Annotated in this window: 21 protein-coding genes, 4 pseudogenes and 1 riboswitch; of the genes and pseudogenes, 13 read left to right on the forward strand and 12 right to left on the reverse strand. The window is 61.6% G+C overall.

Annotated features, from left to right (window positions below):
• The 11 genes and pseudogenes from ACVW16_RS11285 (at position 1) to ACVW16_RS11335 (ending at position 13260) form a co-directional block, all read left to right on the forward strand.
• A complete protein-coding gene (locus ACVW16_RS11285; protein WP_456802350.1) occupies positions 1–762 on the forward strand; it encodes a biliverdin-producing heme oxygenase in 762 nt (253 codons plus the stop codon).
• Complete coding sequence (locus tag ACVW16_RS11290; protein ID WP_456736162.1) at positions 759–3290, forward strand: HWE histidine kinase domain-containing protein; 2532 nt, start codon at positions 759–761, stop codon at positions 3288–3290. Before ACVW16_RS11285 ends, ACVW16_RS11290 begins: the two co-directional genes overlap by 4 nt.
• Before the next feature lie 259 nt (positions 3291–3549).
• Positions 3550–6105: a PAS domain-containing protein gene (locus ACVW16_RS11295; RefSeq protein ID WP_456802351.1), complete on the forward strand. Its 2556-nt coding sequence runs from the start codon at positions 3550–3552 to the stop codon at positions 6103–6105.
• A 354-nt stretch (positions 6106–6459) separates the two neighbouring features.
• The gene (locus ACVW16_RS11300) at positions 6460–6798 is read left to right on the forward strand and encodes a hypothetical protein (protein WP_456699305.1); all 339 of its coding nucleotides are present in this window, start codon (positions 6460–6462) and stop codon (positions 6796–6798) included.
• Positions 6799–6972: 174 nt separating this feature from the next.
• On the forward strand, positions 6973–7548 hold the full coding sequence (locus ACVW16_RS11305; RefSeq protein WP_456736164.1) for a Spy/CpxP family protein refolding chaperone: 576 nt from the start codon (positions 6973–6975) through the stop codon (positions 7546–7548).
• Between the two features lie 176 nt (positions 7549–7724).
• Positions 7725–9309, forward strand: a pseudogene (locus ACVW16_RS11310) (DUF3300 domain-containing protein).
• 175 nt (positions 9310–9484) lie between these two features.
• On the forward strand, positions 9485–11122 hold the full coding sequence (locus tag ACVW16_RS11315) for an MFS transporter (RefSeq protein WP_456736165.1): 1638 nt from the start codon (positions 9485–9487) through the stop codon (positions 11120–11122).
• 342 nt (positions 11123–11464) lie between these two features.
• Positions 11465–11812, forward strand: a pseudogene (locus ACVW16_RS11320) (IS630 transposase-related protein); the annotation flags it as partial.
• A 216-nt stretch (positions 11813–12028) separates the two neighbouring features.
• Positions 12029–12391: pseudogene (locus ACVW16_RS11325) on the forward strand (IS110 family transposase); the annotation flags it as partial.
• 149 nt (positions 12392–12540) lie between these two features.
• Positions 12541–12750 (forward strand): hypothetical protein, encoded by a 210-nt coding sequence (locus ACVW16_RS11330; RefSeq protein ID WP_456699309.1) that lies wholly within the window; start codon positions 12541–12543, stop codon positions 12748–12750.
• A 285-nt stretch (positions 12751–13035) separates the two neighbouring features.
• Positions 13036–13260, forward strand: a complete 225-nt coding sequence (locus ACVW16_RS11335) for a hypothetical protein (protein ID WP_456699310.1) — start codon at positions 13036–13038, stop codon at positions 13258–13260.
• A 154-nt stretch (positions 13261–13414) separates the two neighbouring features.
• Here the strand turns inward: ACVW16_RS11335 and ACVW16_RS11340 are convergent, their stop codons facing one another.
• Together ACVW16_RS11340 and ACVW16_RS11345 are read right to left on the reverse strand one after the other, a co-directional pair.
• On the reverse strand, positions 13415–13867 hold the full coding sequence (locus tag ACVW16_RS11340; protein WP_456699311.1) for a hypothetical protein: 453 nt from the start codon (positions 13865–13867) through the stop codon (positions 13415–13417).
• A gap of 46 nt (positions 13868–13913) precedes the next feature.
• Positions 13914–14345, reverse strand: coding sequence for a hypothetical protein (locus ACVW16_RS11345; RefSeq protein WP_456699312.1), 432 nt, complete (start codon positions 14343–14345; stop codon positions 13914–13916).
• A 115-nt stretch (positions 14346–14460) separates the two neighbouring features.
• Here ACVW16_RS11345 and ACVW16_RS11350 point away from each other — a divergent pair, with 115 nt between their 5' ends.
• Both ACVW16_RS11350 and ACVW16_RS11355 read left to right on the forward strand, forming a co-directional pair.
• Positions 14461–15237, forward strand: a complete 777-nt coding sequence (locus tag ACVW16_RS11350; protein ID WP_456699313.1) for a hypothetical protein — start codon at positions 14461–14463, stop codon at positions 15235–15237.
• Positions 15198–15929 (forward strand): DUF3800 domain-containing protein, encoded by a 732-nt coding sequence (locus ACVW16_RS11355; RefSeq protein WP_456699314.1) that lies wholly within the window; start codon positions 15198–15200, stop codon positions 15927–15929. Before ACVW16_RS11350 ends, ACVW16_RS11355 begins: the two co-directional genes overlap by 40 nt.
• Positions 15885–16104: riboswitch (cobalamin riboswitch) on the reverse strand. It overlaps the preceding gene by 45 nt.
• A 91-nt stretch (positions 16105–16195) precedes the next feature.
• Here ACVW16_RS11355 and ACVW16_RS11360 read toward each other — a convergent pair.
• The 10 genes and pseudogenes from ACVW16_RS11360 to ACVW16_RS11405 form a co-directional block, all read right to left on the reverse strand.
• A complete protein-coding gene (locus tag ACVW16_RS11360) occupies positions 16196–16951 on the reverse strand; it encodes a CbtA family protein (RefSeq protein WP_456699315.1) in 756 nt (251 codons plus the stop codon).
• Positions 16952–16961: 10 nt separating this feature from the next.
• Entirely contained in the window at positions 16962–17144 is a 183-nt protein-coding gene (locus ACVW16_RS11365; protein ID WP_456699316.1) for a CbtB domain-containing protein, read from the reverse strand.
• On the reverse strand, positions 17141–17428 hold the full coding sequence (locus ACVW16_RS11370; RefSeq protein WP_456699317.1) for a hypothetical protein: 288 nt from the start codon (positions 17426–17428) through the stop codon (positions 17141–17143). Before ACVW16_RS11370 ends, ACVW16_RS11365 begins: the two co-directional genes overlap by 4 nt.
• Positions 17425–18006 carry a hypothetical protein gene (locus ACVW16_RS11375; RefSeq protein ID WP_456699318.1) on the reverse strand — a complete coding sequence of 194 codons (582 nt, stop codon included), beginning with the start codon at positions 18004–18006 and terminating at the stop codon, positions 17425–17427. Before ACVW16_RS11375 ends, ACVW16_RS11370 begins: the two co-directional genes overlap by 4 nt.
• 503 nt (positions 18007–18509) lie before the next feature.
• A complete protein-coding gene (locus tag ACVW16_RS11380; RefSeq protein WP_456699319.1) occupies positions 18510–19412 on the reverse strand; it encodes a terpene synthase family protein in 903 nt (300 codons plus the stop codon).
• Positions 19409–20959: a hypothetical protein gene (locus ACVW16_RS11385; protein WP_456699320.1), complete on the reverse strand. Its 1551-nt coding sequence runs from the start codon at positions 20957–20959 to the stop codon at positions 19409–19411. Before ACVW16_RS11385 ends, ACVW16_RS11380 begins: the two co-directional genes overlap by 4 nt.
• On the reverse strand, positions 20956–21954 hold the full coding sequence (locus ACVW16_RS11390) for a polyprenyl synthetase family protein (RefSeq protein ID WP_456699321.1): 999 nt from the start codon (positions 21952–21954) through the stop codon (positions 20956–20958). Before ACVW16_RS11390 ends, ACVW16_RS11385 begins: the two co-directional genes overlap by 4 nt.
• Positions 21955–22086: 132 nt before the next feature.
• Positions 22087–23430, reverse strand: coding sequence for a cytochrome P450 (locus tag ACVW16_RS11395; protein WP_456802352.1), 1344 nt, complete (start codon positions 23428–23430; stop codon positions 22087–22089).
• A pseudogene (locus ACVW16_RS11400) lies at positions 23430–24276 on the reverse strand (SDR family oxidoreductase). The gene ACVW16_RS11395 and the pseudogene ACVW16_RS11400 overlap by 1 nt, the downstream one beginning before the upstream one ends.
• Positions 24263–24571: a ferredoxin gene (locus ACVW16_RS11405; protein ID WP_456705070.1), complete on the reverse strand. Its 309-nt coding sequence runs from the start codon at positions 24569–24571 to the stop codon at positions 24263–24265. The pseudogene ACVW16_RS11400 and the gene ACVW16_RS11405 overlap by 14 nt, the downstream one beginning before the upstream one ends.
• Positions 24572–24578: the final 7 nt, after the last annotated feature.

Here is a 24578-nt window from a genome sequence, read left to right on the forward strand (position 1 = left end):
ATGAGAGGCCAGACCCAAACGGCTCGGCTCGGCCAAGAACTTGCCGAAGCGATTTTCTACGCGCCGCAACGGGTGATCGCATCTACAGGGGAACCTTTGGTTCTCTTGTACGTTTTCAGAGCCCGTGCCGCGCGTCTGCGGTCCAACGCTCACCTTAGGACTTCGATGCTGGCGGTCGCTCCACCGAACCACGCTGTTTGCGTGCAAGAGTTACCTGCGTCCGGCCTGCGGGAAAAGCTCAGGTTCGCCACCGCTGGCGCGCATCGCGACATCGATGCGCGCTTTGGCGCCTTTGATCTGACTAGTATCGACGGTTATCGCCGCTTCCTCGAAGCCAGCGCCGCGGCGTTGCTGCCGCTGGAGACCGCGCTGGAGCGGGCCGGTGTCGCGGACATCTTTCCGGATTGGCCACGGCGGTCGCGCGGGAGCGCCATCGCCGAGGATCTCGACCGCATTGGCGGTGAGGCGCATCCTTCGCCCCCGATCGCGCCTTTAGACCGCAACGGGGTGTTCGGCACCATGTATGTGCTCGAAGGCTCGCGGCTCGGTGCCAAATATCTGCTGCGCACCGTCGCCGATTGCGGCGAGCCGGTGGTCGCATCCGCGACGAATTACCTGAAGCACGGCAGTGGTCAGCCGTTATGGCGGACGTTCCTGGGTAAGCTCGAGAGCCAGATGGTCACACCTCAGGACGAGGCTGAAATCATATCGGGAGCGCGGCGGGCGTTCGCGGCTTTCGCAAGCGCGGCGGGGGGCGCATGAACGAGCAGGTCAATCTCACCAATTGCGATCGCGAACCGATCCACGTCCCCGGCAGCGTGCAACCGTTCGGATTCCTGCTGACACTGTCGTCGGATTTCACCATCTGCATGGCATCGGAGAACGCGGGCCATTTCCTCGGCACCGAGACATCCGCGCTGCTACAGCGTTCGATCGAAGACGTCTTCTCCGGAGCGGCGTTGGCGGCAATCCGCAGCCGCGTCGACTATCTGAGTGGACCGGACGCCGTCGAGCGCATCTTCAGTCTGCTGCTGCAGGCTGGAATGCCACTGTTCGACCTCGCGATCCATTTCTCAGGCGCTTACCTTATCGTCGAGGCCGAGCCGAGCGTGGTTGAGCCCGGCGCCAATTCCGCCGATCTCGTCCGCCTAATGCTCGGCAGACTGCGCAAGACCAGGGGCTTGACCGAACTCGCGCAGGAATCGGCGCGCCAGCTCAAGGTGCTCACCGGCTTCGACCGCGTTATGGTATATCGCTTTGCCGACGACGGCTCGGGCGAGGTGATCGCGGAGGCCGCAGCCTCCGGCCTCGAGCCGTTCCTCGGGCTTCATTATCCAGCTTCTGACATCCCGCGGCAGGCCCGAATCCTCTACACCCGCAACTGGCTCCGTATTATCGCGGACGTCGACGCCGGGCCCGCGACGATCCAGACGACCTCAACACACACCGCCGCGCTGCTCGATCTTTCGATGAGCGTGCTGCGGTCGGTGTCCCCAATCCACATCGAATATCTGCGCAATATGGGCGTCGCAGCGTCGATGTCCATCTCGATCCTGCGCGACGGCAAGCTGTGGGGCTTGTTCGCCTGCCATCATTATTCACCCCGCCACATATCCTTCGAGAAGCGCACTGCCTCCGAGCTGTTCGGCCAAATGTTTTCCTGGATATTGGAAGGGCGCGAGCGCGAAGACGACATGGCCTACGAAACTCACGCGCACCAGATCCAGGAGCGGCTAATGGAGGTTGCCGCTTCGCAGGCTCACTCCTCGCGTGCGATCATCGAATTCGTTTCCGAATATCGCAAGATGATTGCCTGCGATGGCATTGCGGTTTGGTCGGAGGGCCAGCTCACGCTGCAAGGTGATACGCCGAATGAAGCCGAGGTTAAGGACCTGATCGGCTTCATCAATCGCACCTCGCCGGGACGTATCACCGCCAGCGCTGAAATCGGCAAGGTCTATGCCGCGGGCCGATCATTCCGCGACCGGGCCGCCGGCTTTCTTGCTGTTCCGATCTCGCGGGCGCCGCGGGACTGCCTGATCTTCTTCCGGCGCGAGGTGCTGCGCTCGGTAAACTGGGCCGGCGATCCCCACAAGTCGTATGCGCAGGGTCCGCTCGGTGATCGGCTGACCCCGCGCAAGAGCTTTGAGCTGTGGCAGGAGACGGTGGCAGGACAGTCCAGACCCTGGACCACGGCCGACCTCCGCATCGCCGAAAGCCTGCGCGTGACTCTGCTCGAAGTCATCCTTCAGCTCTCCGATCTCGCAGCGCGCGAGCGACGTAACGCGCAGGAGCGCCAGGAGCTTATGATTGCGGAGCTCAACCATCGCGTGCGCAACATCCTGAGTCTGGTGCGCAGCCTGGTAGCGCAGAGCAAGGACAACACGGCCTCCATCGAGGAATTCGCGACGGTGCTCGGAGGTCGTATCCAGGCTCTGGCGCGCGCCCACGACCAAATTACCAGCCTCAACTGGGCTCCGGTGGCGCTGAAGTCACTGGTGGAGTCCGAAGCCGGCGCTTATCTCGGCGCGCGGGCCGACCGCATCAAGCTTGACGGCCCCAACGTCGCGCTCGATCCGAAGGCGTTCGCCACACTGGCGCTGGTGGTGCACGAAATGATGACCAACTCGGCGAAATACGGCGCGCTGGCCGACTCGACCGGCCAGGTCGAGGTCGTCTGGACACTGGACCGCAGCTCCAGCCTGGTAATCGAATGGAAAGAGAGCGGCGGGCCGCCGGTGCAACCGCCATCGCGGCGCGGCTTCGGCACCACCATCATCGAGCGTTCCGTGCCATTCGACCTCAAGGGCGATGCCGAGATTCGTTTCGACCTACTTGGCGTGCAGGCACGCTTCGTCATTCCCGCCAACTACGTGCAGTTCATCCCGGCGCTCTCAGGCGCACCCTCGCGCCTGCAAGCGGAGGAAAAGGCCACGCCACGGATTTCTGAAACCGCGCTGGTCGTCGAGGACAATCTGATCATCGCGATGGCGGCCGAGGTGATCCTGCTCGATCTCGGCGCGCGTCACGTCGAGACGGCCGCTTCCGTGAATCAGGCGATGCAGGTGATCGGGCGGACGCGGCCAAGCTTCGCTCTGCTCGATATCAATCTCGGCGGCGAGAGCAGCATGCCGGTCGCCAGGAAGCTGAAAGAACTGCGAGTGCCTTTCGTCTTTGCCACCGGCTATGGCGAGCGCGCGCCAGTTCCGGAGGAGCTTGCGGATGCTCCGGTGATTCAGAAGCCGTACACGCGGGAGACCGTTGAGGCGTCACTCGCAAAGCTCCGGTGACCTGAAAGTCATCCGAGCGGCAAGAAACGCGGCCGTGCTGAGCTGAGGATTTGCTCTATGAACCGAACTATCCTCTGTCTCTTTCCCTCTTCGGCAGGTTTTGGAGGGCCGCAACGAGAAATGGCGAATTTCGAGCAATTGTCGCGATGCTGCAGTCAAACAGGACTCGCCTCGGGGATGATTTGGATGCATTCTTCCCGTCACCATGTCCCGCGACGGTCATCTCTTTTCCGAGTGTTGAGGGCATATGGCTGACTGCATGTCCGGAAGAGCCGACTTAACCGGTCAATTCAACTTCCTGAACGGCGGTGGCACCGTGGGGGCGCTTATGCGCGCTCACGATTGGTCGAATTCACCACTGGGTCACCCCGGCGGCTGGCCGCAGTCCCTGCGGTCAGTAGTCGGTCTTTTGCTCAATTCCAAGTTTCCCATGTTCGTAGCTTGGGGCGCAGAGCTTGGTTTTCTCTATAATGACGCATATGCGGAAATACTTGGTGCTAAGCACCCGCGCGCACTTGGCGAACGCTTCTTCGACATCTGGTCGGAAATCTGGCCTGACATTTCGCCCCTAATCGACGCCGCCATGGCGGGTGAGGCGACATACCGCGAGAACCTGCCGCTGACAATGAACAGGAACGGTCACAACGAGGACACCTGGTTTACCTTTTCTTACTCGCCGGTCCGCGATGAGAGAGGTCACGTCGCAGGGATGTTCTGCGCCGTCGCCGAGACGACCGGCCAGGTCTTGGCAGCGCGTCGGCGGGATGCGCTTTTGCAACTCGATGAGCGTCTTCGCAACGTCGCGGACACCGCAGACATCTCGTTTACCGCGTCTGAACTGCTGGGCAAGGTCTTAGGGGCTTCGCGAGTGGGGTATGGTGCGATTGATCACGAGGCCGGAACTACTTTTGTTGAAAGGAATTGGTTCGCCCCTGGATACGATAATCTTGCCGGACTTCATCATTTTTCAGATTACGGGTCGTATATCGACGACCTACGGCAGGGCCGCGTGGTTACGAACGTTGATGTCGAGAAAGATCCGCGCACTGCCGTGAATGCCGGCGCATTTCGAGCGCTTGGAATTAGAGCACACCTGGATTTACCCATCACGGAGAATGAGCGAACCGTCGGCCAAATGTTTGTCCATTCGCCGGTACCGCGCGTTTGGAGCGTCGAGGAAGTTACTCTCGTTCGCGACTTTGCAGAGCGCACGCACGCCGCGATAGCCAGGCGCGCAGCAGAGCATGAGCTAAGACTGAGCGAGGGCCGCTTGCGGCAGTTGAACGAAACACTGGCAGCTCAGGTTGCGGCCCGTTCGGCAGAGCGCGACCGTCTCTGGAATCTCTCTCAGGACATGCTCGCGCGCGCCGACTACGCCGGCATGATGTCTGCGGTGAGCCCTGCTTGGACGCAAATACTGGGATGGAGCGAAGCGGAGCTCCTTGCACGTGGCTACTCGACTTTCATGCATCCAGATGACCGGCAATCTACGCTGGCCGCGATTGCTCGGATGGCTAAGACGCGTCAGCCGAGCCGGTTCGAAAATCGTATCGCAACCGTGCAAGGCGGCTGGAAGCATATTGAGTGGACTGTCGCGCCGGAGGCAGACGGTGAAAACTTCATCGCAGTTGGTCGCGATCTCAGCGTCACTAAATCCCGCGAAGCTGAACTCGAAGTTGCCCGAGAAGCATTACGTCAAAGCCAGAAGATGGAGGCGATGGGGCAGCTCACCGGAGGCGTTGCCCACGATTTTAATAATCTGCTTACGCCGATCGTCGGCGCGCTCGATATGCTGCAGCGCCGCGAGGTAGGTGGTGATCGTGAAAAGCGCCTGATCGCCGGTGCCGCGCAATCGGCGGAGCGAGCGAAGGTGCTTGTCCAGCGGCTGCTCGCCTTTGCTCGGCGTCAGCCGCTCCAACCGGTTGCGGTTGACGTCTCCAAGCTGGTTGAAAACATGGCTGAGCTCATGTCGAGCACGACGGGGCCACAGATCAAAGTCGTAGTCGACCTAAAAGATAACCTGCCGCCGGCCAAGGCGGACCAGAACCAGCTGGAAATGGCTCTTCTAAATCTGGCAGTGAATGCTCGCGACGCTATGCCGAATGGAGGCACGCTCCGGATAGCCGCGTCAGCAGATACTCAGTTGGAGGCAGACCGGAAGGTACCGCCCGGCGAATACGTTCGAATTTCCGTGGCTGACACTGGGGTCGGAATGGACGAGGCAACGCTCGCTCGAGCGGTCGAACCGTTCTTCTCTACCAAGGGCTTAGGGAAGGGCACTGGCTTGGGCCTCAGCATGGTCCACGGTCTAGCTTCCCAGCTCGGCGGTGCATTGATAGTCAACAGCAAGCTGGGTCTCGGTACCAACATCGAGCTTTGGCTGCCTCAAACCGAGGCTGTCCCGGACCTACCCAATATCTCACGCGATGCCCACTCGGTGCGAGGCCGCGGTACTGCGTTGTTGGTAGATGATGAGGAGTTCGTTCGCTTAAGCACGGCGGATATGCTAGTCGACCTCGGCTATCGCGTCATAGAGGTGACGTCAGCCGAACAGGCACTCGAAGTGGTGAGAGATAAAACTCCCATCGACTTGATCGTGACGGATCATCTCATGTCTGGCATGAGCGGCGCTGAGTTGGCGCGCACAATTCGCGCGATCTCTCCTGACATTCCGGTCTTGATTATTTCAGGTTATTCAGAGGTAGAAGGCATTGCCTCGGACCTGCCCAGGCTGACGAAGCCATTTCGAAAAGACGAACTGATGACCTGCCTTGCAGCTCTGGCACCAAGTGCGATCAACGGCGCCAGCGCATAACGCCCAAGACGCAAACACCTTTTCGAGAACCATCTTTGCTGCTCGACTACGGCCTTGGCCTTAGCACGCGTTGGAACGGCTCACGCGACCGAATGAGCACACGTTTCGATATGCGAACGACTTGGATCCTGCCTGTCGTGGCCCCTTGTCGTAGGCCACGCCTGTTGCGCCAGGCAGCCACCTCCTCTTCCAAGCTCAAGGCCACAGAGGTCCCCTCGCCATCGTGGTCGGTCGCCGACTGCATCTCGTGTTTCTCCTTTTGATGCTGCGGACATAACCACGTGAGACGGTAGATGTTCCGCTTTGAGGAACAATGGGCGGGTGGCTGCAATTCTCCGTCGGAAGGAGCATACGATGAGCGTGAAACGGTTGATTGAGAGACTTGGCCCATACCCTTCGCTGGTCTTGCTCGCGCTGCCCGCCGCGACCGTCGAACCCTTGAAGCTCGTGGCGGTAGCCGTGGCAGGAGAAGGCCATTGGATCACCGGCACCGCCATGGTTGTGGGGTGCTACGCGGTCAGCATTCTGCTCGTGGAGCGGCTTTTCGTCGTGGTAAAGCCGAAGCTGCTCATGATTCCTTGGTTCGCAAGAATATGGAAAGCGTTTGTTTCGGTCCGGGCGCTTGTAGTCAAAACATTCTCTGCCGGCCGAACCAATGCGACAGCTCGGACTCCGCCGTCTGCTTTGGAATGAGCTGGACATTCCCGATGATCTCCGCGACTTGCCGAGGCAACCTCGCGTCGTAGAGCCGCAACGCGAAAATGATCGGCCATTTGCATCTGGAGCTGGCGCGGGTCGTGGAAGGCGTCACAGCGCTTTGCCATCTCTTTGCTATCCCAATCTCCCGCTGCAATCTCACGAGACCCGTTGACCCAGATCAAGCGCCAACCAGCCCCGATGCAGCCAGTGTGCTCGGGGGCGCAGTTTCAGGAGCTTGCAATGACGAAAACGACAGCCATCGCAGCACTCGTCCTGTTGATGACAACCTCCCCTCTCGTCCGCGCCGCAGAGACGTCACAGACGGCGGGAACACAGGCGCCCTCCGCAGCCGACTTGAAGAGTTTGACAGATATGCGAGTCGGCATCATCAAGGCTGCTCTCCAATTGACGGCCGATCAGGAAAAATATTGGCCCGCAGTCGAGGACGCAATCCGCAACAGAGCGACAAACCGGCAGGCGCGATTGCAGCGGATCGTCGAGCTGCATGACGAAGCCGTCGACCCCCTCAAGGACAGCAATCCAGTCGAGCTCATGCAAGGCAGAGCGGAGCGCCTCATCCAGCGTGGCGACGATCTCAAGAAGCTCGCTGCTGCCTGGGAGCCTCTCTACAAAACCTTGAGTGAAGATCAGAAGAGACGGATGTCTTTTGCGTCATACGTCGTCATGCGCGGAATGCGCGATGTCATCCAGCACAGTCTCGAGCCTGAAGACGAAGACGACTAGTCGCCGGCTGAGGTCCTACTCCAGATCGGAACTTCGCCGACAGAGTTCCTGCGTTCATGAATCGCGCGCGTTCGCCTCCTCCTTCGCGCGCATTCTTTGATCTACGTCAAACGCAACCGGCACTCGGCGATCTCGTGTGTAGCGAGGGAGGCCAGCGCATGCAGTTCGTAAGGAAGATGGTCGTCATGGGAGCGATCCTTGCATCGCTCGGCATCGGCTTGCCCGCATTGGCGCAAACTGCGGATCAAACACCTCAGGCGACGAGTTCATCCCCTGCGCCGGTTCCCGACCAGGGAACACTCAAGCCGGCGGAGCTTGAAGGATTGGTTGCTCCGATCGCTCTATATCCGGACACGCTGCTGTCAAACGTGCTCATGGCATCCACCTATCCGCTTGAGGTGGTGCACGCAGCGCGCTGGCTGAACCAAAACAAGGACCTGAAGGGGGATGCCCTGAAGGCTGGGGCTGAGAAGCAGGAATGGGATGCGAGCGTCAAGGCTCTGATCGCTACACCCTCGGTCCTGCAAATGATGAACGAGCATCTCGAATGGACGCAGAAGCTCGGCGAGGCGTTCTTGGCGCAGCAGCAAGACGTCATGGATGCAGTGCAACGGCTGCGCTCGAAGGCTTACGACCGAAAGAAGCTGGTGACGACGAATGAGCAGAAGGTCACCGTCAGAGAGGACCAGAACAGGCAGTTCATCTATATCGAGCCGGCTGCTCCTGACAGCATTTACGTGCCCTACTACGAACCCCAGGTGGTGTTCGGCGATTGGCCTTATTCCGACTTATCCGGCATACCCCTATTATTGGGGTTACCCCGGCTACATCGGAGCCGGCCTGATCGCAACCGGCGTGGCGTTCAGCGCCGCTTACGCACTCGGACGATGGGCAACGGGCGGTTATTGGGGAAGCGGCGGATGGTGGGGCGGCAGTCGCGTCAATTGGGGCGGCGGAGCGATCGACATCAACCGCGGGGCGCATGTCGAGCACTGGCGCCACGACACAAGGCACCGCCAAGGTGCACGCTACAACAACTCGAACCTTCAGCAGAGATTCGGCAACGCCAATCGCCCCCAAGGCGGTCGGCAAGGATTGGGAAATGCCGCCAATCGTCCGAATGCAGGCAACCGCGCGCAGCGAGGGGAGCGCTCGCAACGAGCAGACCGCAGCCGTCCGGCAAACCGGCAGGCGGGAGCCAACAGAAATGCTGGCAATCGACAGGCCCGCAATCGCTCCACCGCCGGCAGACACGCGCGCTCCGGGAATCGTGTTGCGCATCGCGGCGGGTCGCGGGCTGGCCATTTCAGGCCGGCCGCCGGCCGGGGTGGTGCAGCGAGGTTCGCGGGAGGCGGACACCGGGCAGCAGCATTCCGGAGTGCCGGTGGCGGCCGGAGTTTTCACGGAGGCGGCGGAGGGTTCCGTGGCGGCGGAGGCCGAGGTGGCGGCGGACGTGGCGGCGGGCGCCGGTCGGACATCAACTTGAAGCACGACGTCGTGCTTCTCGGTCGTCTCGACAACGGTATCGGCTATTACCGCTTTGCGTACAACGGCAGCGATAAAGCCTATGTCGGAGTGATCGCGCAGGAAGTGCAGGAAGTCAGACCGGATGCAGTGACGCGCGGCAATGACGGCTATCTCCGCGTCCATTATGAGCGGCTCGGCCTCCCGTTCAGGTCGTATGAGAGTTGGGCCCGCGGTGGAGGCGTTATACCACGGTCATCCGACGGCTCACCACCAGGAGGGGGAAGCCATCCGTAGGCATCGAGATGTGAGACCGGCCCGGCACATGCGCTGTGATCGCGGGCCGATCAACAGCGAAGGTGACGTCACGACCGGGGCGGACTGCTGCCGATTGATCATTATTTGGCTCCCGAGGTACCCCTCGGGCGCCCTGTGGCTCACAAGCACCGACCACCAGTAGCGGGAATTCTGGATGTCCTCTCAAAATGAAGTCGCCGCGAACGCTCCTGACTTCGCGGCGTCCTCATCCGTCTGGGCGCCATTCGCCAGCCGCGCTTTCGTCTGGCTGTGGCTCGCCAACGCGGTGTCGGCGCTAGGCACCTGGATCCAGAATGCCGCCAGCGCGTGGATCATGACGGATCTGGCGCCGAGCCCAATGATGGTCAGCTTGGTGCAGACGGCGGCGCAACTGCCTGTGCTGCTTCTCGCCCTGCCCGCCGGAGCCATTGCCGATTTGATGGACCGCAAGCGCCTGCTGATCGTTACGAACATCTCGATGTTGGCAGCCTCTGCTATCCTCGCGATCGTCGCGGCCATCGGACACGTGGATCCCGCAACGCTGTTGGTGCTGACCGTCCTGCTCGCCATAGGTGCCGCGTTGAATAGCCCGGCATGGGCAGCATCCGTACCTCTGACTGTGCCGCGCCGGTCACTGGCGCAAGCACTCGTTCTGAACTCCGTCGGGTTCAATATCGCTCGGGCCATCGGGCCTGCGCTGGGCGGCTTAATATTGGCAATTTGGGGCGCAGCTGCGGCGTTCTCAGCGAACGCGGCCTCCTTCGCGTTCGTTGCTCTGGTGGTCGGCGTCTTTCTGACGTTCCCGCGAACGCAGACGGCGAACAACGTGCCGCCGGAGCCGTTCCGATCGGCAATGCGGATTGGCTTCACCTATGCCCTAGCTGAGCCGGTGGTGCGCAGCACGCTCGTCCGCTCGGCGGCATTCTTCGGCTGCGCGAGTGCGATCTGGGCCTTGCTGCCATTGTATGTGCGTGAGGTGCTTGGGCTCTCATCTGCATCTTTCGGCCTGATGATGGGCCTCATCGGGATCGGTGCGGTGTTGGGCGGCCTGATGATGCCGGCACTGAACAGGTTATTTCTACGCAACAACCTGATCCTTCTGGCCGGCACCCTTTGCGGCCTGGCATTGGTGCCTCTTGCCGTCGTTCCCAGTGCTGCGACCGCATATGCAGCCCTGTTCATGTTCGGCTTGGGCTGGATTATCGGCGCCTCTAACCTGCAGGCGACCGTTCAACTGGCGGCGGCACCCTGGGTGCGTGCCCGAGCGCTGGCGTTGTACCAGGCGGTCTTCAATGGTGGCATGGGCCTGGGCGCAATCTTTTGGGGTTGGCTGGGCGATCGTGTCGGCCTGACAGAAACGATCCTGACGGCGGGGCTTGCAGGCTGTGCGATTGCGCTTGCAACACGCGCGATACATCTCCCGGCTGAGATCAACGATCCGTCAGCGTCTGCCATAACCAATCCGCCCGCCTTGTCGATCGCCGAAGAGATGGCGCCGCTTCTGTATAGCTCCCGGCACCGACTGCGGGCCGCGGTGAGCTACCAAATCGCCCCCTCTGACGTCCCGGCATTCCGAACCGCCATGATGGGCGTTCGGCTATCTCGCTATCGCGATGGCGCGGTCGGCTGGGCCTTGTCCCGGGACGTCAGCGACCCCATGCATTGGGTGGAGACATTTATCATCCGCGACTGGCATGAACTGCAAAGGGGAATAGGTCGCCTCAATCTGGCAGATAGTGAAGCGGTCATTCGTGCGCGCTCATATCATGTTGGGACGGAGCCGCCTCGTGTGACGCTCTTGTTGCAAGAATGACCTCACCGGCGCGACAAAACCAGCGCGAGATCGACGGACAGACACTTCGAAGCTTCGAGCCGCAAGACAGCACCAATAGCCGATCCAGGCGACAAGGGCTTAGCACGATTGTCTCAAGCGCGCTCGAACGTCGCGCAGATCAGGCAAGTCGAGAAATTTCAGGGATTTGTCGGGAATGTGGTAGCGGGGGAGCGCTACCGCCTTTCCACACACCAACTAAACTTACGATACGTTATCCAATCCTTTGCCTAAAGCGGGATGGCTTTAGTCTGAATCGATTTGGGATTCCCAAATCAGTTTGTTTCTGATTCACCATGCTGGCTGGATAGGAGGCCAGCATGGATGGGCAAGCCTTACTCTCTGGATCTCCGTAAACGTGTCGTAGCCGCGATCGAGGGCGGGATGTCGCGCAATCGAGCCGCCAAGCAGTTTGGGGTGGCGATCAGCACGGCCATCGGCTGGATGCAGCGGGTCGAGAAGACCGGCAGCGTTGAGCCCAGCCAGATCGGCGGCTACAAGCCGAAGGCAATTTCGGGCAAGCACGCGGTCTGGCTGTCACAACGGATCAAGGATGGCGATTTCACCATACGCGGTCTCGTTGCCGAGCTTGCCGGACGTGGCCTGAAGGTCGACTACCACTCGGTGTGGGACTTCGTACATGCCGAGAAGCTCAGCTTCAAAAAAACCATCTCGGACCGTGTCCGCCTGTGGGCATAGAAACGGCTGAGGTCTATGCTCTTGACGGAAGGGAGCGGCCGACAGCTTTTTGGTGGCAATTACCCCGCAAAAAAACATGGTCCACGGGCTGTTGCGCACGTGAGAGTGGTGACGCCGTCAGGCGATCCCGTTTAGGAAATTGATCATAAGCGCGGCCCAGCCCTTCCGTTTCTCAAGGGAGGATTGGCAATGGGTGGATACAAATCGAAGAGCAAGGGCCGCGAGTCGATGTCGGCGGTTCATCCAAATGCGGCAGCGATCGACGTCGGTGCCACGATGCACATGGCCGCCGTGAATGCAGATCGCACGCCTGAGCCGGTGCGCAGCTTCGGTACTTTCACAACCGATCTGCATCGGCTGGTTGACTGGTTTGCAGAGTGCGGCGTCGACACGGTCGTCATGGAGTCGACCAGTGTCTATTGGATCCCGATCTTTGAGCTCCTCGACGCTCGTGGCTTTGCAGTGTTCCTTGTCAATGCGCGCGACGCCAAACACGTGCCCGGTCGCAAGACCGACGTCAGTGATGCGCAGTGGCTGCAGCGGCTTCACACCATCTTGCAGCGACCTCGAAGCTGCCGTTCTTCAGGCTCGGCTCCACCCTTTGCGCACGAAAGTCAAAGCTGCTGGATTTCATTGCGGCTCAGGAAAACCGAGCAGCAAGGCTAGACTAAGCACCACACTAGCGTCGTTTACGTCCGGTTTTGGTACTTGATGAACAGATCAGTGAGCTGCTGCTGGCGCTTGAGCTTTACCTGATCGAGCGGCAAATCCAGGAAACTATGGACCTCGCCCAAGTTATTGAATTTTTCCCCATGATTGAGGAAGAAGAAAAGGGCCTGGCTCGCCAGAGTTTCTGCTTGGATGAGGATTGCGTTGGCTTCCTTGTTGATCTGGCTACCGTTGAGCGTTAATCAAGCGATCGCGTTGAGCTTAGCAGTGGCTGCGCCAAGTTCCGCAGATAGCGCGTCATAGATCTAGTCAAGGATTTTGCCGTAACCCGGCGTTTCTTCCCCCGGTTGAATGCCGAAACGCTTTAGTTGTTTCTGAAGAGCTTGGTTATCTGCGCTGTTCGAAATGAGATTAGCGAGCTGTGACGCATTCAACAACCTTACGTAACGAGTGGGAAAGTTCGGAGAGGATGCCGCTTCCCAATCATTACAAGGATTCCCGGCGCCACTCTCCCGTAAACCCGGCCTATGCCGAGCGAGACCGCCCCTCAGCTTCCGTTGATCGAGCGCATAGAACGCGCGCTGGTGCTGCTCGCCTACTTCATCGAACAGGACGGTGATTTCTGGCTCACCATGTACGAGAAGTTCGAAGCCGAGTTTCAGGAATTGAAGGCCAGGGAAGATACCAAGGCACGCGCTCAGTGTCGGCTGTTGGCCTACAGCGAAGCGGGCGCCTTGAGGGCGATCCGCTGAAGATATTTGAGCTTCAACTTAAGCGACGGCTTCAGCCGCAATCAGCCGGTCCTTGAAGCTATGCCGCAGCGAATAAAACGTATGTACCTTGGTCGGTCGCAGTCCATTCTCTTGAAGGTACTTGTTCAACGCCGCGGAAAGGTTGGAAGACTTGTCACGATAGCGCGGGAAACCCTGGCAGTCGAACATCCTCGTTCAAGCGATCCAGGGCGCCCTTCGCAAGCAGACGCTTTTGGATGAAATCTGTTTCATAAGGCACCCGCGGCCTTTCGACCTCGCCCTTCAGCCGGAGCCACTTGAAAATGTCAGGCAGGTTGAGCCGCCGCCGAATGCTGACGTCCTTCAGCATCCGGTTGAGCTGACCAATATCCTTATTGGCCGTCTTGGGCTCGGCCTCTCCCGCAATGATGCGGCCCCGCCACCATTCGCAGTAATTGATGCCGTCATCTTCGGTGATCTCATTGGCCGGCTTGTCTTTGGCAATCTTTACGAACCGCTCGACGGCGCGCGAACGGCCATTGCGCCAAATGCGGAGCTGATCGGGTGAAAGATCCCTCACTTCGTCCCTCGTCATGGCTTCGTATTCGGTAAAGAGATCGGACAGCATGAAGGCAGGCTTCTTTTCAGCCCCGAACAAAGCTGCACGGGCGGCACTATCGCCAGCCACCCCCCTTGGCGACGAGAGCCTCCAGGCGCTGTAAGCGAGCCTCCGGCGGCTGGCGTAGCAGTTCTTCATGTTCGATGTACTCGAACCCCAGTGAGCGCGTACGCTGCCGCACGGTCTCATAGCTGTGGAGCTGCTCGGTCCGATGTCCGTTCGCGAGTCCCTTCCAGAAGATTTCAAGCTGCTCATTGAGCTGCTGTGCAACCCGCACCGCACGACGCCCGGCGCGATCATCGGCGATCTTGATGCGCGTTGAATGCTTGATGATACGGCGACGATCGAGCTTTGCGAACTCAATCGGTAGGCGGCGAACGAACTGCCAGGTGCCATGACGGCGGGTAAGAAGTCGGGCATTAATCGATACGTGTTGGACGAAATGTTGGACGTTTTGTTGGACGTTTCTTGAGAAAACACGTATCAAACGCGATGCGAAAAGGCTATGTATTCCGGTTATGCGACGCAGAGCAAGATGCTTACGTCCGGTGCGATGAAAGGAGCAACGAGAGTTTTTACGCGAAGTGCCAGGAGCGACTGATTTGAGCCAGGCAAGTAACCAGTGGGGCATAGAGTTAAACGGACCTGAAGCAGATAAGAAAGTGTGGCAGATGCTGCTGAAGCCGCGGTTCGATCCGTTCGTTGAAGAGATTAAGGACGAACGAGGCGACTATCTTGTCTTGCGATCCCATGCGTTCGACGGCGTTATAACTGCGCCACAACCCCATGACGTGGCAAAGCGGCTGTTCAGCACACTGAACGTGACAATGTCGAAAAATGCTGACACCGACCCCGTTGTCAACGGCTCGGTGGTCGAGTTTGTCGCGAAGGGCCTGCCCCGTAAACACCACATCCTAGAAGCGGAAGGTGCTACAGTGCGTATACGGGGGGGCATCGCCACGCTGACGGTTACAGACGCCCATGGAAATGTGATCCAGCCGCCACAGGCGCCGTCTAGGGCTCAGCAGTGGATGCGAGCAGCAGCGCTGGAGCCGGAAATCGGCAGTGCCCTGCGCTATTTGGAGGGGAAGCCTGGCTGGCTTGAGCTGTACAAAGCTTACGAGGCCGTCCGAGATTTGCCCAATAGCGGCATATTAAAAGGCGAGATCAAGCGATTTACTCAGACAGCCAACGTTGGAGAAAGACACCATCCCAACCAGAAAACGATGCGCCACAAGCGCCCGATGGAGTTATGGGAGGCACGCGCGTTTATAACCGGTGGGTTTCGGCGGCAATCGACGACGTCCTGGCGAAGAACCCTATGTGAACCGGGACTTTCATGTATTGCTTTATTGATGAAAGCGGAAATACAGGCTTAGAGCTGTTCGATCCGAACCAGCCAACCCTGTACTACGGCCTACTTACGGCTCAGGCAAACCTTGACCTCGTGGCAGAGCCGTTGCTGAAGGATCTGCGCCGTAGTCTAGGCGTAAAGCGAATACATGCGAACGAGCTCGGCGTAGGACGGCTCTCTACAATCGCGGAGAAACTGATCCGCTTCAGTAAGAAGAACGATTTGCGTTTTTCGTTATTGAAGGTCACCAAGCCCGATCATGCCATCATCTGCTTTTTTGACCAGGTTTTCGACTCTGGTATGAACAAAGCTGTTCCGTGGCATCACTACTTTACGCCCCTGCGATACATTCTCGTTTTCAAGGTTGCCCATCTATTTGACGAGAATCTTGCCAAGGATGCCTGGAAGGCCCGCCGGGAACGTAACACGGCTCGTGCTGCGCAGATGCTCACCAAGATCTGCCATGAACTCCTCGCGCGTGTGGACAAGTTGCCCGATGCTCGATCACGAGAGGTTATTTCGGGGGCGCTCAGATGGGCTGCAGAAAATCCACATGAAATCAGCTACGGAGTTGGCAACTACGACAGCGCCTTGCAGATATCGCCCAACCTCATCGCCGGCAAAGCGATGCCGACGGCGCATGCAAGCGATCGCCGGGACACCCCGCCCGTGGACGTTCAGATCGTCACGGCAGGTCTCCTGGCTCGCAGGTCATAGCTTTCTTCCCGTCTTCCCGGCGCGCGAGGCACCAGTGACACTTGTTCGGAAGCAGCTCGCTGCTGACGGTTACGGGGGCAGCGCCGGAATTCCGCGCGGTCTGGCGCAGTTCACCGGCTTCCCTCTTAGCCACTAAATCTTGCGATCCAGCGGAACCGTGACGCCCACATGTGGTGATATTCGCGGACAGTGTCAACGATTCGTTTGAGGCTTCCGCGCAGATTGGCTGTGGAATATGGGAGTTCCGGTCAGCGCTCTGGCCAGACCTAGGCCGACCCGCGATCGAGCCGCGCAAAGATCGTGCTCGTCAGCGCGCCCAACAGACTCCAGAACACCAGGCTTGTCAGCGTCACCGCGACCATGAACTGATGCGACAGCGAGGACGGCACGTTCGTCTCAACCTGCTCCAACTCCGGCGCACCGATCAGATGCGGCAAGAGGAGAAGTATCACACCGGCGATCGCCGCCGGCACTGAACGGCGAAAGGCAATCAGGGCAAGCCCTCCAGCCGTCGCCAGCACGGCTGCGAGCCACCAGATTTGGCGAGACAGCAATGGCGCGGCCGGTACGCCAGGCAATTCCGGGGGCAGGCCGAGCCCAGGCGCGATCGTGAAGACGGCAAAGCCCGCCAATCCCCACAACAGGCCCTCGTGCCAGGAAACACCGCCGCCAGTCGCGCCGCCACGGACGGCGAAGAAGCCGGCCAAGAGCAGCGCGGAGCCGATTGCGGTCAGCACATTGGCCGCGGCCGTATAGGCGTTGCGCTCAAGCCCTTCGCGCGGCTCCCAGGCTTCCCTGCCGTGGTCATGGTCGGCGTGGCTGTGCGTCGAATGGTCATGATCGTCCGCAGCCCCCTGCGTCGCGGTCGCAGCGTCATGCTGGTGCGTCTCCGCGGCCTTCTCGAAGACCTCGGCCTTCAGGATCAAGGGGACGGTGCCGAATTGCTGGGCGACCGTAACAATGAGACCAACGATGAAGCCGGCGACGACCGACGAAAACACGATCGAGCGAAACGTGCTCATGCGGTCCCGGTCAGTGGCAGGGGAAGGCGTTCGAATGGCGCACGTCGTGCGCGGCATTGTGGATGACGTCGATATGGGAGAAGCCCACGACGCCGATGATGAAGACGCCTAGCACCATAGCCATCAGGGCTTGCGAAAGCCGTCCCACCTGCCCGATTGCGACCGGCAGATGCGTTACCTGGGATTGGCTCATTGCAATTCTCCACGTCCGATTTGAGCGTCTTCTATCAGCTTCCGGGCGACGTCGCGACTGGTAAGATGCAGGCCTGCCGGAATGCCCTTGCGGGCAATCTTTGGGGCAGCGGCCGCTCGGAACGCATTCTCAAAGCGCAGGAAGTAGCCAACGCAGTCCTTCGGCGGATCGGCGCCGAGCAGCGTACGAAACGCTCCCCGATGAGCGGCGCAAATCGCGCCGTGTCCCCTGACGCAAAAGACCAAAGACGCGATGTCGTCGCGCCAGTGTGTCTCGTCCTTCATGTCGAGATCGTACGCCCACGCCCGAGCGGGTTGAGCAGGCGGACGATCTCGCAGACGGCAACGAGGCCGACCAGCCATGCGGCGCTGCGCAGCCCGATCCGTGCCACGGTTGCCAATGTAAACGCACCTTGGCCACCCAGGACAGGCGTAGCGGCGAACAAGGTGATCTCGTACGCGGCGTAGGCACAAATGAATGCAAACGCCAGTACCAGCGCCGTACGGACTTGCGGGAGTGCGCCGAAAGCCAGCGACGATGCCGCAGTTGCGGCCAGCGCCGCGGCGCCGATGACAAAGCCCCAGGCCATCGTGTTTCCGTCCACCGGATAGTGCAGCAAGCCAAATCCGATCGTCTGATTGACCAGCCACGCGCCCGTCAGCACGAGCAGAGCCGGCCCCAGTCGCAACGTCGCGGCGGCGATGATGGCAAATGCAGCAAACGGCGTCGCACAGGCGAACACGAAGCTCGCAAGTGCGCACGACACCGTCAGTAATCCAAAACAAAACATGGTGGCGTAACGCTGCTCAACCGGATTCAGACGGAAGCGGTCGGCATCAGGCGACAGAAGTTTGAAAACCATCAGCGAAGTCTCCTTTTATGCAATTTTACCTGCATTTGCCGTCGCGGGACAGCATCTTGGCGGTCAATGAGGGGCTTCCATGGGGTTTTCGGGTTCAAAAAGGTCGGTCCGATCGTACGAGCCACTCGACCAATATCTTGACCATGACATTCCTTCGTTCCGGACCCGATCTCTCGCGTAAGCAGGACGTAAGCCGGCGGGAGAAAATCGGTGCGGTTTTTCGGATAGGAACGTCGCTTGGTGATTTGCGAATATCCAGTTTCTTCAAATGGATATCGTAGTATAGCGTGCCCTATCGCATTTTTCGGATGGGCACGTTGTCTTGCTCCGAAGGCAAAGGCCACGCGTTCGAGTCGTGTCGCCGATCCAGACCGATGTCCAGATGGTCGTCCTTGAGCCGGCTCAGAGCGGTGTTGCTCACGCGCTCCGTCCGTCGCCTAGGGGGACGGCGTTGCGTCGGACTGGACCGCGGCAGCGCGCGCACGCCGCCGCATCCCGCGCGTTCAGGCCGGGCAACGATGGCCTCCCCCCGCAGAGTCGCTGCGGTAACGGCTGGCCGAGGTCTGGTAGTACCGCGCGCAGATGGCCACCATGGCCTCGATCAACGATCCCCACGGCGCCGGAAAGCTCTCTTCAGCCATCACCCGATGCAGCATGCGCGTATAGCCGGCGAGGTCGTCTTTGAGAAACTCCACCACAGGCATAGCTGGATAACGCTGCAGCATCAGGATCGCCGCGTTGTCGGCCTCGCCGGCCGACTCGTCCTTGTCTCGTCCGTGCAGATCGTTCTGCAGACGTCCTATCGCGGAAACCAGCCGCAGGACCTGGCGAAACGCCGGACGTGCGCGCAAGCTCGCCATGTCCAGCCCCCACAGCAAGGACAGGCAACAGAACACGTTCGCGTAGGCTATCGAATCGATGCCGTTGTGCAGGTACTCGGCGTAGGACCAGCGTTCCCGCCCTGCCGCCTGCGCGTGTCCGGCGCGCAGCGCCGCGCAGTAGCGCCGGGTAGCGTCAAGAAGCTGAGCATAGTCGCGACGATCGTAGGCGAGCGCGGCCAACGAAGCGCGCAGCGCAGCGCAACCCTCGAATCCGGGGAGCGCGCACGGCTCGCCGTGCCCCAGCGCCTGCTCCACCGCGACGAGCTGCTCCGGCAAGATCAGGCCAAGGTCGTTGCAATCGTCGAGCCAGAACAGCAGCGCCAGTTCGCGATAGAACGCCACGATCAGTGTTTCGTCCTGCGGATCGCGACCGGTGCGGACGCTGATGTCGCGCAGGCTCGGACGGATACGATGCAGAATGTACTGGCCGCCGTTGACCGCTTCCACGGCATGCTCGTCAGCGAACCCGGTCAGGGAACGCCCCCACTCCAGCACCTGATGCAGCGCGCGTTCTTGCTGGGTCATGGTGCCGCCCCTGTTCCCTCGGTCAGCACGCGCCGTCCCCAACGAAGCGCCAGCCACAAGCCCGCGAGTTCGGCCACGCGCACGACCCGAGTGGGGCAATACAGTTCCTTTCCGATCCACAATGGCGTTTTCGGCAATGCATGTGCCGCATGCCGGGCGAGCATCCACTTTAGCGCACGCGCCACCGCCTGGGCGATGCGCCGGCGCTCTGTGGCTTTTCCGCTCTCGGCCACCACGCGTAACGCGAACAACGCATAGGCGGTTTCCTCGAATGTGGACGCGCGACTAGCGCCCCAGCCGCCGTCGCCGTGCTGCGCCTGCAGCAGCGCGGCCAGCGCGCGCTCGTCCCGCCACTGAGGCTTGCCTTGCGCCAGCGCAGTGACCGCATGCGCAGTGGGATACAGCCACGAAACATGCCATTTTTCGTTGGCCCATAAACCGTGCGGGTTGCGATTGGCCTCGACGTACGCGGTGGTGCCGGCGGCGGGCCTTCCCAACAGTCGCAACGCATGCAGGGCGTGGATATTGGTCGACACCGAGGCGTTGCGCTCGCCGGGGAAGGTGACGAACAGCTCGCCGATTTCGAAAGGGCGTAACGCATCGACCGCTGGGTCGCGGCCTGCAAGGTGCAGGACGCACAACGCAACGGCGGTGTCGTCCGCGTCAGCCGCGAAGTGCAAGGCCGGCCCTAGACCGCGCACGCCCAGTCGGGCCTCGAGCTGGGCGACGATTGCGCGGACCGCCTCGGCGAGTGCGGGATGAGCGAACAGTCCGGCCAGATGCAGGGTGTACAGCGACCAGCATGGCTCGAACACGTTGATCGGCCACACATTGGGAACGACACCTTCGATGCCGCTGCGCGTCGCCCTCGATGCCATCTGCAGATACGCATCGGCGCGCGCGACCTGCGGCGTGCTCCCCCATGTCACGGCGTGCGCACGCCACGCGGCGGTGGCCGCCGGGCTAATGCCGATGCTGCCGTCGTTATCCGGGCATGCGGTGGTCGGCGACGTCCCCCAGGCTTCCCAGGAGTGTAGCAACGGATGGCCGCTCGGCAACATCGCCACCGCCGCCAGCTTGTCCAGGCACGCTTGCCGCAACGGCAACAGCGCTGGATGGCGCGGAAACGCCAAGGCACCCAACAAGCATGCGGCCTCACCGTAAAGCTGCGGCAGGATCAGCTCCGCGCCGATCGGCGCGTCTTCCGGCACCGCATGTGCGTAGGGATCGGGCTGGCGCTGGAGGAACCGGGTTGCCGCCCGGACTGCGTCGGCACCACCGGGAAGAGAATCGGCACGCTGCAATGCCAGTAAGGCTGCCCAGGTGGGCGCAAAGCGGAACAGCGGGAAGTTCGCGCTTCCCCAACCGCCATCGGCCTGCTGCTGCGCGATGAGCCACGCGTATGCGTCCTGCCGATCAAGGACATTGCCGTGGAAGCGCAGCGCCCGCGCCGTGTCGTAGACAGACGGACCGACGCTGCCGCCATCGCTCATTTCGCTCAACAGGCCGCGCAATTCGCAGAGGATCTGTTCGGACAGCGCGTTCACGCTGGGGCCGCGTGCTTGAACAGATACGCGTTGGCCCGGTGTAGGAGTTGCGCCAACCGTTCAGCACGCGGCCCCAGCGGCGCGATGGCCTCCCCGGCTTCGCGCAATAGATCCAGCGCGAACTGGCGTGCTGCCTGTAGGCCCATGATGGACGCGCAGGTCGGCTTCTGCGCCGCCGCGTCCTTGCCAGGGGTCTTGCCTAGCTTCGCGGTATCCGCTGTCACGTCGAGAATGTCGTCGATCACCTGCAAAGCCAGGCCGAAACGGGCGCTGTAGTGATCGAGCACACAGTACAGCGCAGCATGCGCGACATTGTCCGCGACAGCGCATAGCGCGCCCATGCGAACGGACGCTCGCACTAGCGTTCCAGTCTTCATCTGGTGCATCGCCACGATCCTGTCCAACTCGACGCGCTTTCCGACCAGCGACAGATCCTTGGCCTGCCCGCCTGCGGCACCCTCGACTGACACCGCCTGCGCCAGTTCGCGCACGAGCGCGATACGGCTGTCGCCCGGCGCATCCAGGCTCGCAAGGGTCAGGAAGGCGTGCGCCTGCAACGCATCGCCGACCAGGATCGCAGTAGCTTCGCCGAACTTGACGTGCACGGTCGGAATGCCGCGGCGAAGCACGTCGTCGTCCATCGCGGGCAGATCGTCGTGGACCAAGGTACAGGCGTGCATCATCTCGATGGCGGCCGCGACGTCATCGAGCATGTGCTCCGGCGCGTCGACCAGTGTGCCGGCAGCCAGACACAGCAAGGCGCGGGTGCGCTTCCCGCCATGCAAGGTGGCGTAGCGCATTGCCGCCATCAGCTCGGTCTCCCCGTCATGTTCGGCGCAGAGAAGACGCGCCAGCACCTGTCCGACCCGGTTTGCGCCCTCGTGCATCCAGACCTCGGGCAGCAGCCCGCCGGATGCGCCGCGCGCGTGCGCACCCAATCCACCAAGCGCGAAATCATCAGTTCTGTCAGCCTGTGGCGTAGAATTGCTCTGCATGTTGTTCTTGTCCTTGTCCCTGACGGGCGAGCCGCCGCGGTGTACTCTGCGTCGCACCGTGCGCGCGCCGAGTGCAGCAATGCCGCGCGTCGCCGGCGCTGCTGCCTCGCCACAGGGGCATGTGATGCCAGCTCATGAGAATCCGATTCGAATAGTCGTGGATGGATGTGCGGTCCGGTAATAGCGCCGGCCTTTTTCGACACAGCTCAGCAACCGGGGCCGCGCTCCGCCCTCGTGCATGGTCAGCGCCAAGGTGATGCAGAACTGCACCAGTTCCAGCCATGCCAGGTGGTAGCCGATGCAGACGTGTGGGCCGGTACCGAACTGCAGCGTGTCCACCGGCCGGATCGGCTCGGTGCGTTCCAGCCACCGCGCCAGGCGAAACTGATGAGGCGCCTCGTGCAGCAGCGCCGAGGTCGAGAAATGCAGCAGCGGGATGCATAGATCAGTACCCGCGGGAATGTGCCGTTGGCCGAGTCGCAATTTACGCACTGCGCGGCGCACCAGGAGCGGCGTCGGCGGATGCATGCGCAGCGTCTCGCGGAACAGCGCCTCGGCGACGGGACACTGCGCCAAGTCCGCGTGCCGGGTCGGCACTGCGCCCACGCGTTGCGCCTCCTCGACCAAAGCCTCCCACAGCCCAGGCTGCCGCGCCAGCTCGATCACCATCCAGGCCATCGTTGAGGCGGTGGTCTCGTGACCGCCAAGCAGCAGCAAGCGGATATTGCCGACTAGGACTTCATCGGAGAGCGCACCGTCGCTGCGATCAAAGGCGCTCACCATGTCGTTGATCAACCCGGTGCGCGCGGCATGTTCGCGCGCGGCGCGAACGAACTCGCGCAACCGCGCATCGATCCAGTCGCGGGCGGCGCGACCGCGCCGCAAGGGCAGTCCGGGCAGGTCGACCGGGGGCGCGACGATCAACTGCAGCAGTTGCCGGTACTTGCGACGCCATTCCGGCAGGTCATGCGCGGGGATTCCCATGAGGCTGAAGATGAGCTTAAGCATCAGATCGCCGGTTTCGCGCAGGATGGTTACCTCGCCCCGGTCGCGCCACCTCTGCACCCACGCTCGGATGACGGGCGCGAAAAGCTCGCCGATGCCGGCCTGGGTCAGCCCCGCAGGCAGGAACGCCGCCTGGATCGCGCCGCGCGCCTGCCGGTGCGCGCCGCCGTCATGAGCGACCAACGTTCCACCAAACAATTCGGGCGCGATATCTTCGATCAGCGCCGAGGACACGTCCTTGTGTCGGAGCAGTGCGATCGGGTCCGGATCCAGACAGGTCACCATGTGTCCGGCAGGGCCGAAATCCAGCCAGAAGTGGCTGCCCAGCGTCCGTTCCGCGCGCCGCAGCAGGCGCGGCAGGTCGCAGACGATGGCGGGAAGATGCCCGACCAAGGGGAAAGCGCCGGGCACGACCGGGATGTCGTGCCGTAGCCGATCTCGACGGTTCAGCGGGTTGAGCAGCATGTCCATCAGCAGCGCGGCGACGCAGCCGCTTCGGCGGTCTCGAGGGAAGGCCGTGCGGCGCGGCTGTTCCCACCGTCGGCGTACGTCGGCACATGTGCCAGCATGCCGCCGTCGATGCACACTACTTGGCCGGTTATGAACGCAGCATCGTCGGAGAGCAGGAACGCCACCAGCGCGGCCACGTCCTCCGGGCGGCCGACGCGCGGTAGGAGCTGGTGCCGGCGCAGACGCCGTTGCATGCACTCGTCCAGCTTGCCCAGGAGACGCTCGGTCATGATAAGACCCGGCGCAACCGCGTTGCAGCGGATCTGCGCATGACCGTACTGGGTGGCGAGCGAGGCCGATAGCATGTTCATCGCCGCCTTCGATGCGGCGTAGGACGTCAGCGCGGTGTCACCGCTGAGCCCCTGGCACGACGACATGTTGACGATCGCGCCACCGCCGCGGCCGATCATCGCTGGGATGGCCTGCCGGCAGCAGAGCAACGTGCCGCGCAGATTTGTCGCCATGGTCTGATCCCAGATAGCCAGGTCCAGGTCGAGGATCGCGCGGTCGCGCGAAGTCAGATGCATGGCGCTCGCGTTGTTCACCAGCAGGTCGACCCCACCGAAGTGCCGCTCTGCCGCATCGAACAGCGCTACCACAGCCTGCGCCTCGGCGATGTCGATGGCCAGAGCCAGCGCGTGGCCCGCCTCGGCAGCGATTTGCGCGGTACACGCCGTGGCCGCCGAGCGATCGATGTCCCCGACTACCACTCTGCCGCCCTCTCGCGCGATGGCGAGGGCGCATGCCTTGCCGATCCCGGCGCCGGCACCGGTGACCCACAGCCACCTTGCCTTCAAACCGTCCCATCGTGTCCTCCTCGATTGCGTTCGTCTCTCGCGGCGTGCGGCTCGGCCTCAGCCGGAGAAGGCGCACTGCCAGCGCTGGCGCACTCGCCGTCGCCAGCTGCGCTTTCGATGACCCGGATGGCGGCGACCGGGCACTGTCTGGCTGCGAGCCGCACGGCGGTGTGCAGTGCCTGCGGGACTGTCGCCCCGCAGACTTCGGCCACGCCGTCCGATTTGCGCTGGCGAAAGGTGCTCGGTAGCGTCAGCACGCACTGCCCGCTGGTTCCGCACAGATCCTGGTCGACCACGACGCACATCTGCGCC

Source organism: Bradyrhizobium sp. USDA 4474 (assembly GCF_054057515.1).

Bases quoted from the DNA above. Each gene is read 5' to 3' on its own strand.
- ACVW16_RS11285 (WP_456802350.1), top strand. From the start codon at position 1: ATGAGAGGCCAGACCCAAACGGCTCGGCTCGGCCAAGAACTTGCCGAA.
- ACVW16_RS11290 (WP_456736162.1), top strand. From the start codon at position 759: ATGAACGAGCAGGTCAATCTCACCAATTGCGATCGCGAACCGATCCAC.
- ACVW16_RS11295 (WP_456802351.1), top strand. From the start codon at position 3,550: ATGTCCGGAAGAGCCGACTTAACCGGTCAATTCAACTTCCTGAACGGC.
- ACVW16_RS11300 (WP_456699305.1), top strand. From the start codon at position 6,460: ATGAGCGTGAAACGGTTGATTGAGAGACTTGGCCCATACCCTTCGCTG.
- ACVW16_RS11315 (WP_456736165.1), top strand. From the start codon at position 9,485: ATGTCCTCTCAAAATGAAGTCGCCGCGAACGCTCCTGACTTCGCGGCG.
- ACVW16_RS11335 (WP_456699310.1), top strand. From the start codon at position 13,036: ATGCCGAGCGAGACCGCCCCTCAGCTTCCGTTGATCGAGCGCATAGAA.
- ACVW16_RS11340 (WP_456699311.1), bottom strand. From the start codon at position 13,867: ATGCTGTCCGATCTCTTTACCGAATACGAAGCCATGACGAGGGACGAA.
- ACVW16_RS11355 (WP_456699314.1), top strand. From the start codon at position 15,198: ATGTATTGCTTTATTGATGAAAGCGGAAATACAGGCTTAGAGCTGTTC.
- ACVW16_RS11360 (WP_456699315.1), bottom strand. From the start codon at position 16,951: ATGAGCACGTTTCGCTCGATCGTGTTTTCGTCGGTCGTCGCCGGCTTC.
- ACVW16_RS11365 (WP_456699316.1), bottom strand. From the start codon at position 17,144: ATGAGCCAATCCCAGGTAACGCATCTGCCGGTCGCAATCGGGCAGGTG.
- ACVW16_RS11370 (WP_456699317.1), bottom strand. From the start codon at position 17,428: ATGAAGGACGAGACACACTGGCGCGACGACATCGCGTCTTTGGTCTTT.
- ACVW16_RS11375 (WP_456699318.1), bottom strand. From the start codon at position 18,006: ATGGTTTTCAAACTTCTGTCGCCTGATGCCGACCGCTTCCGTCTGAAT.
- ACVW16_RS11380 (WP_456699319.1), bottom strand. From the start codon at position 19,412: ATGACCCAGCAAGAACGCGCGCTGCATCAGGTGCTGGAGTGGGGGCGT.
- ACVW16_RS11390 (WP_456699321.1), bottom strand. From the start codon at position 21,954: ATGCAGAGCAATTCTACGCCACAGGCTGACAGAACTGATGATTTCGCG.
- ACVW16_RS11395 (WP_456802352.1), bottom strand. From the start codon at position 23,430: ATGGACATGCTGCTCAACCCGCTGAACCGTCGAGATCGGCTACGGCAC.
- ACVW16_RS11405 (WP_456705070.1), bottom strand. From the start codon at position 24,571: ATGTGCGTCGTGGTCGACCAGGATCTGTGCGGAACCAGCGGGCAGTGC.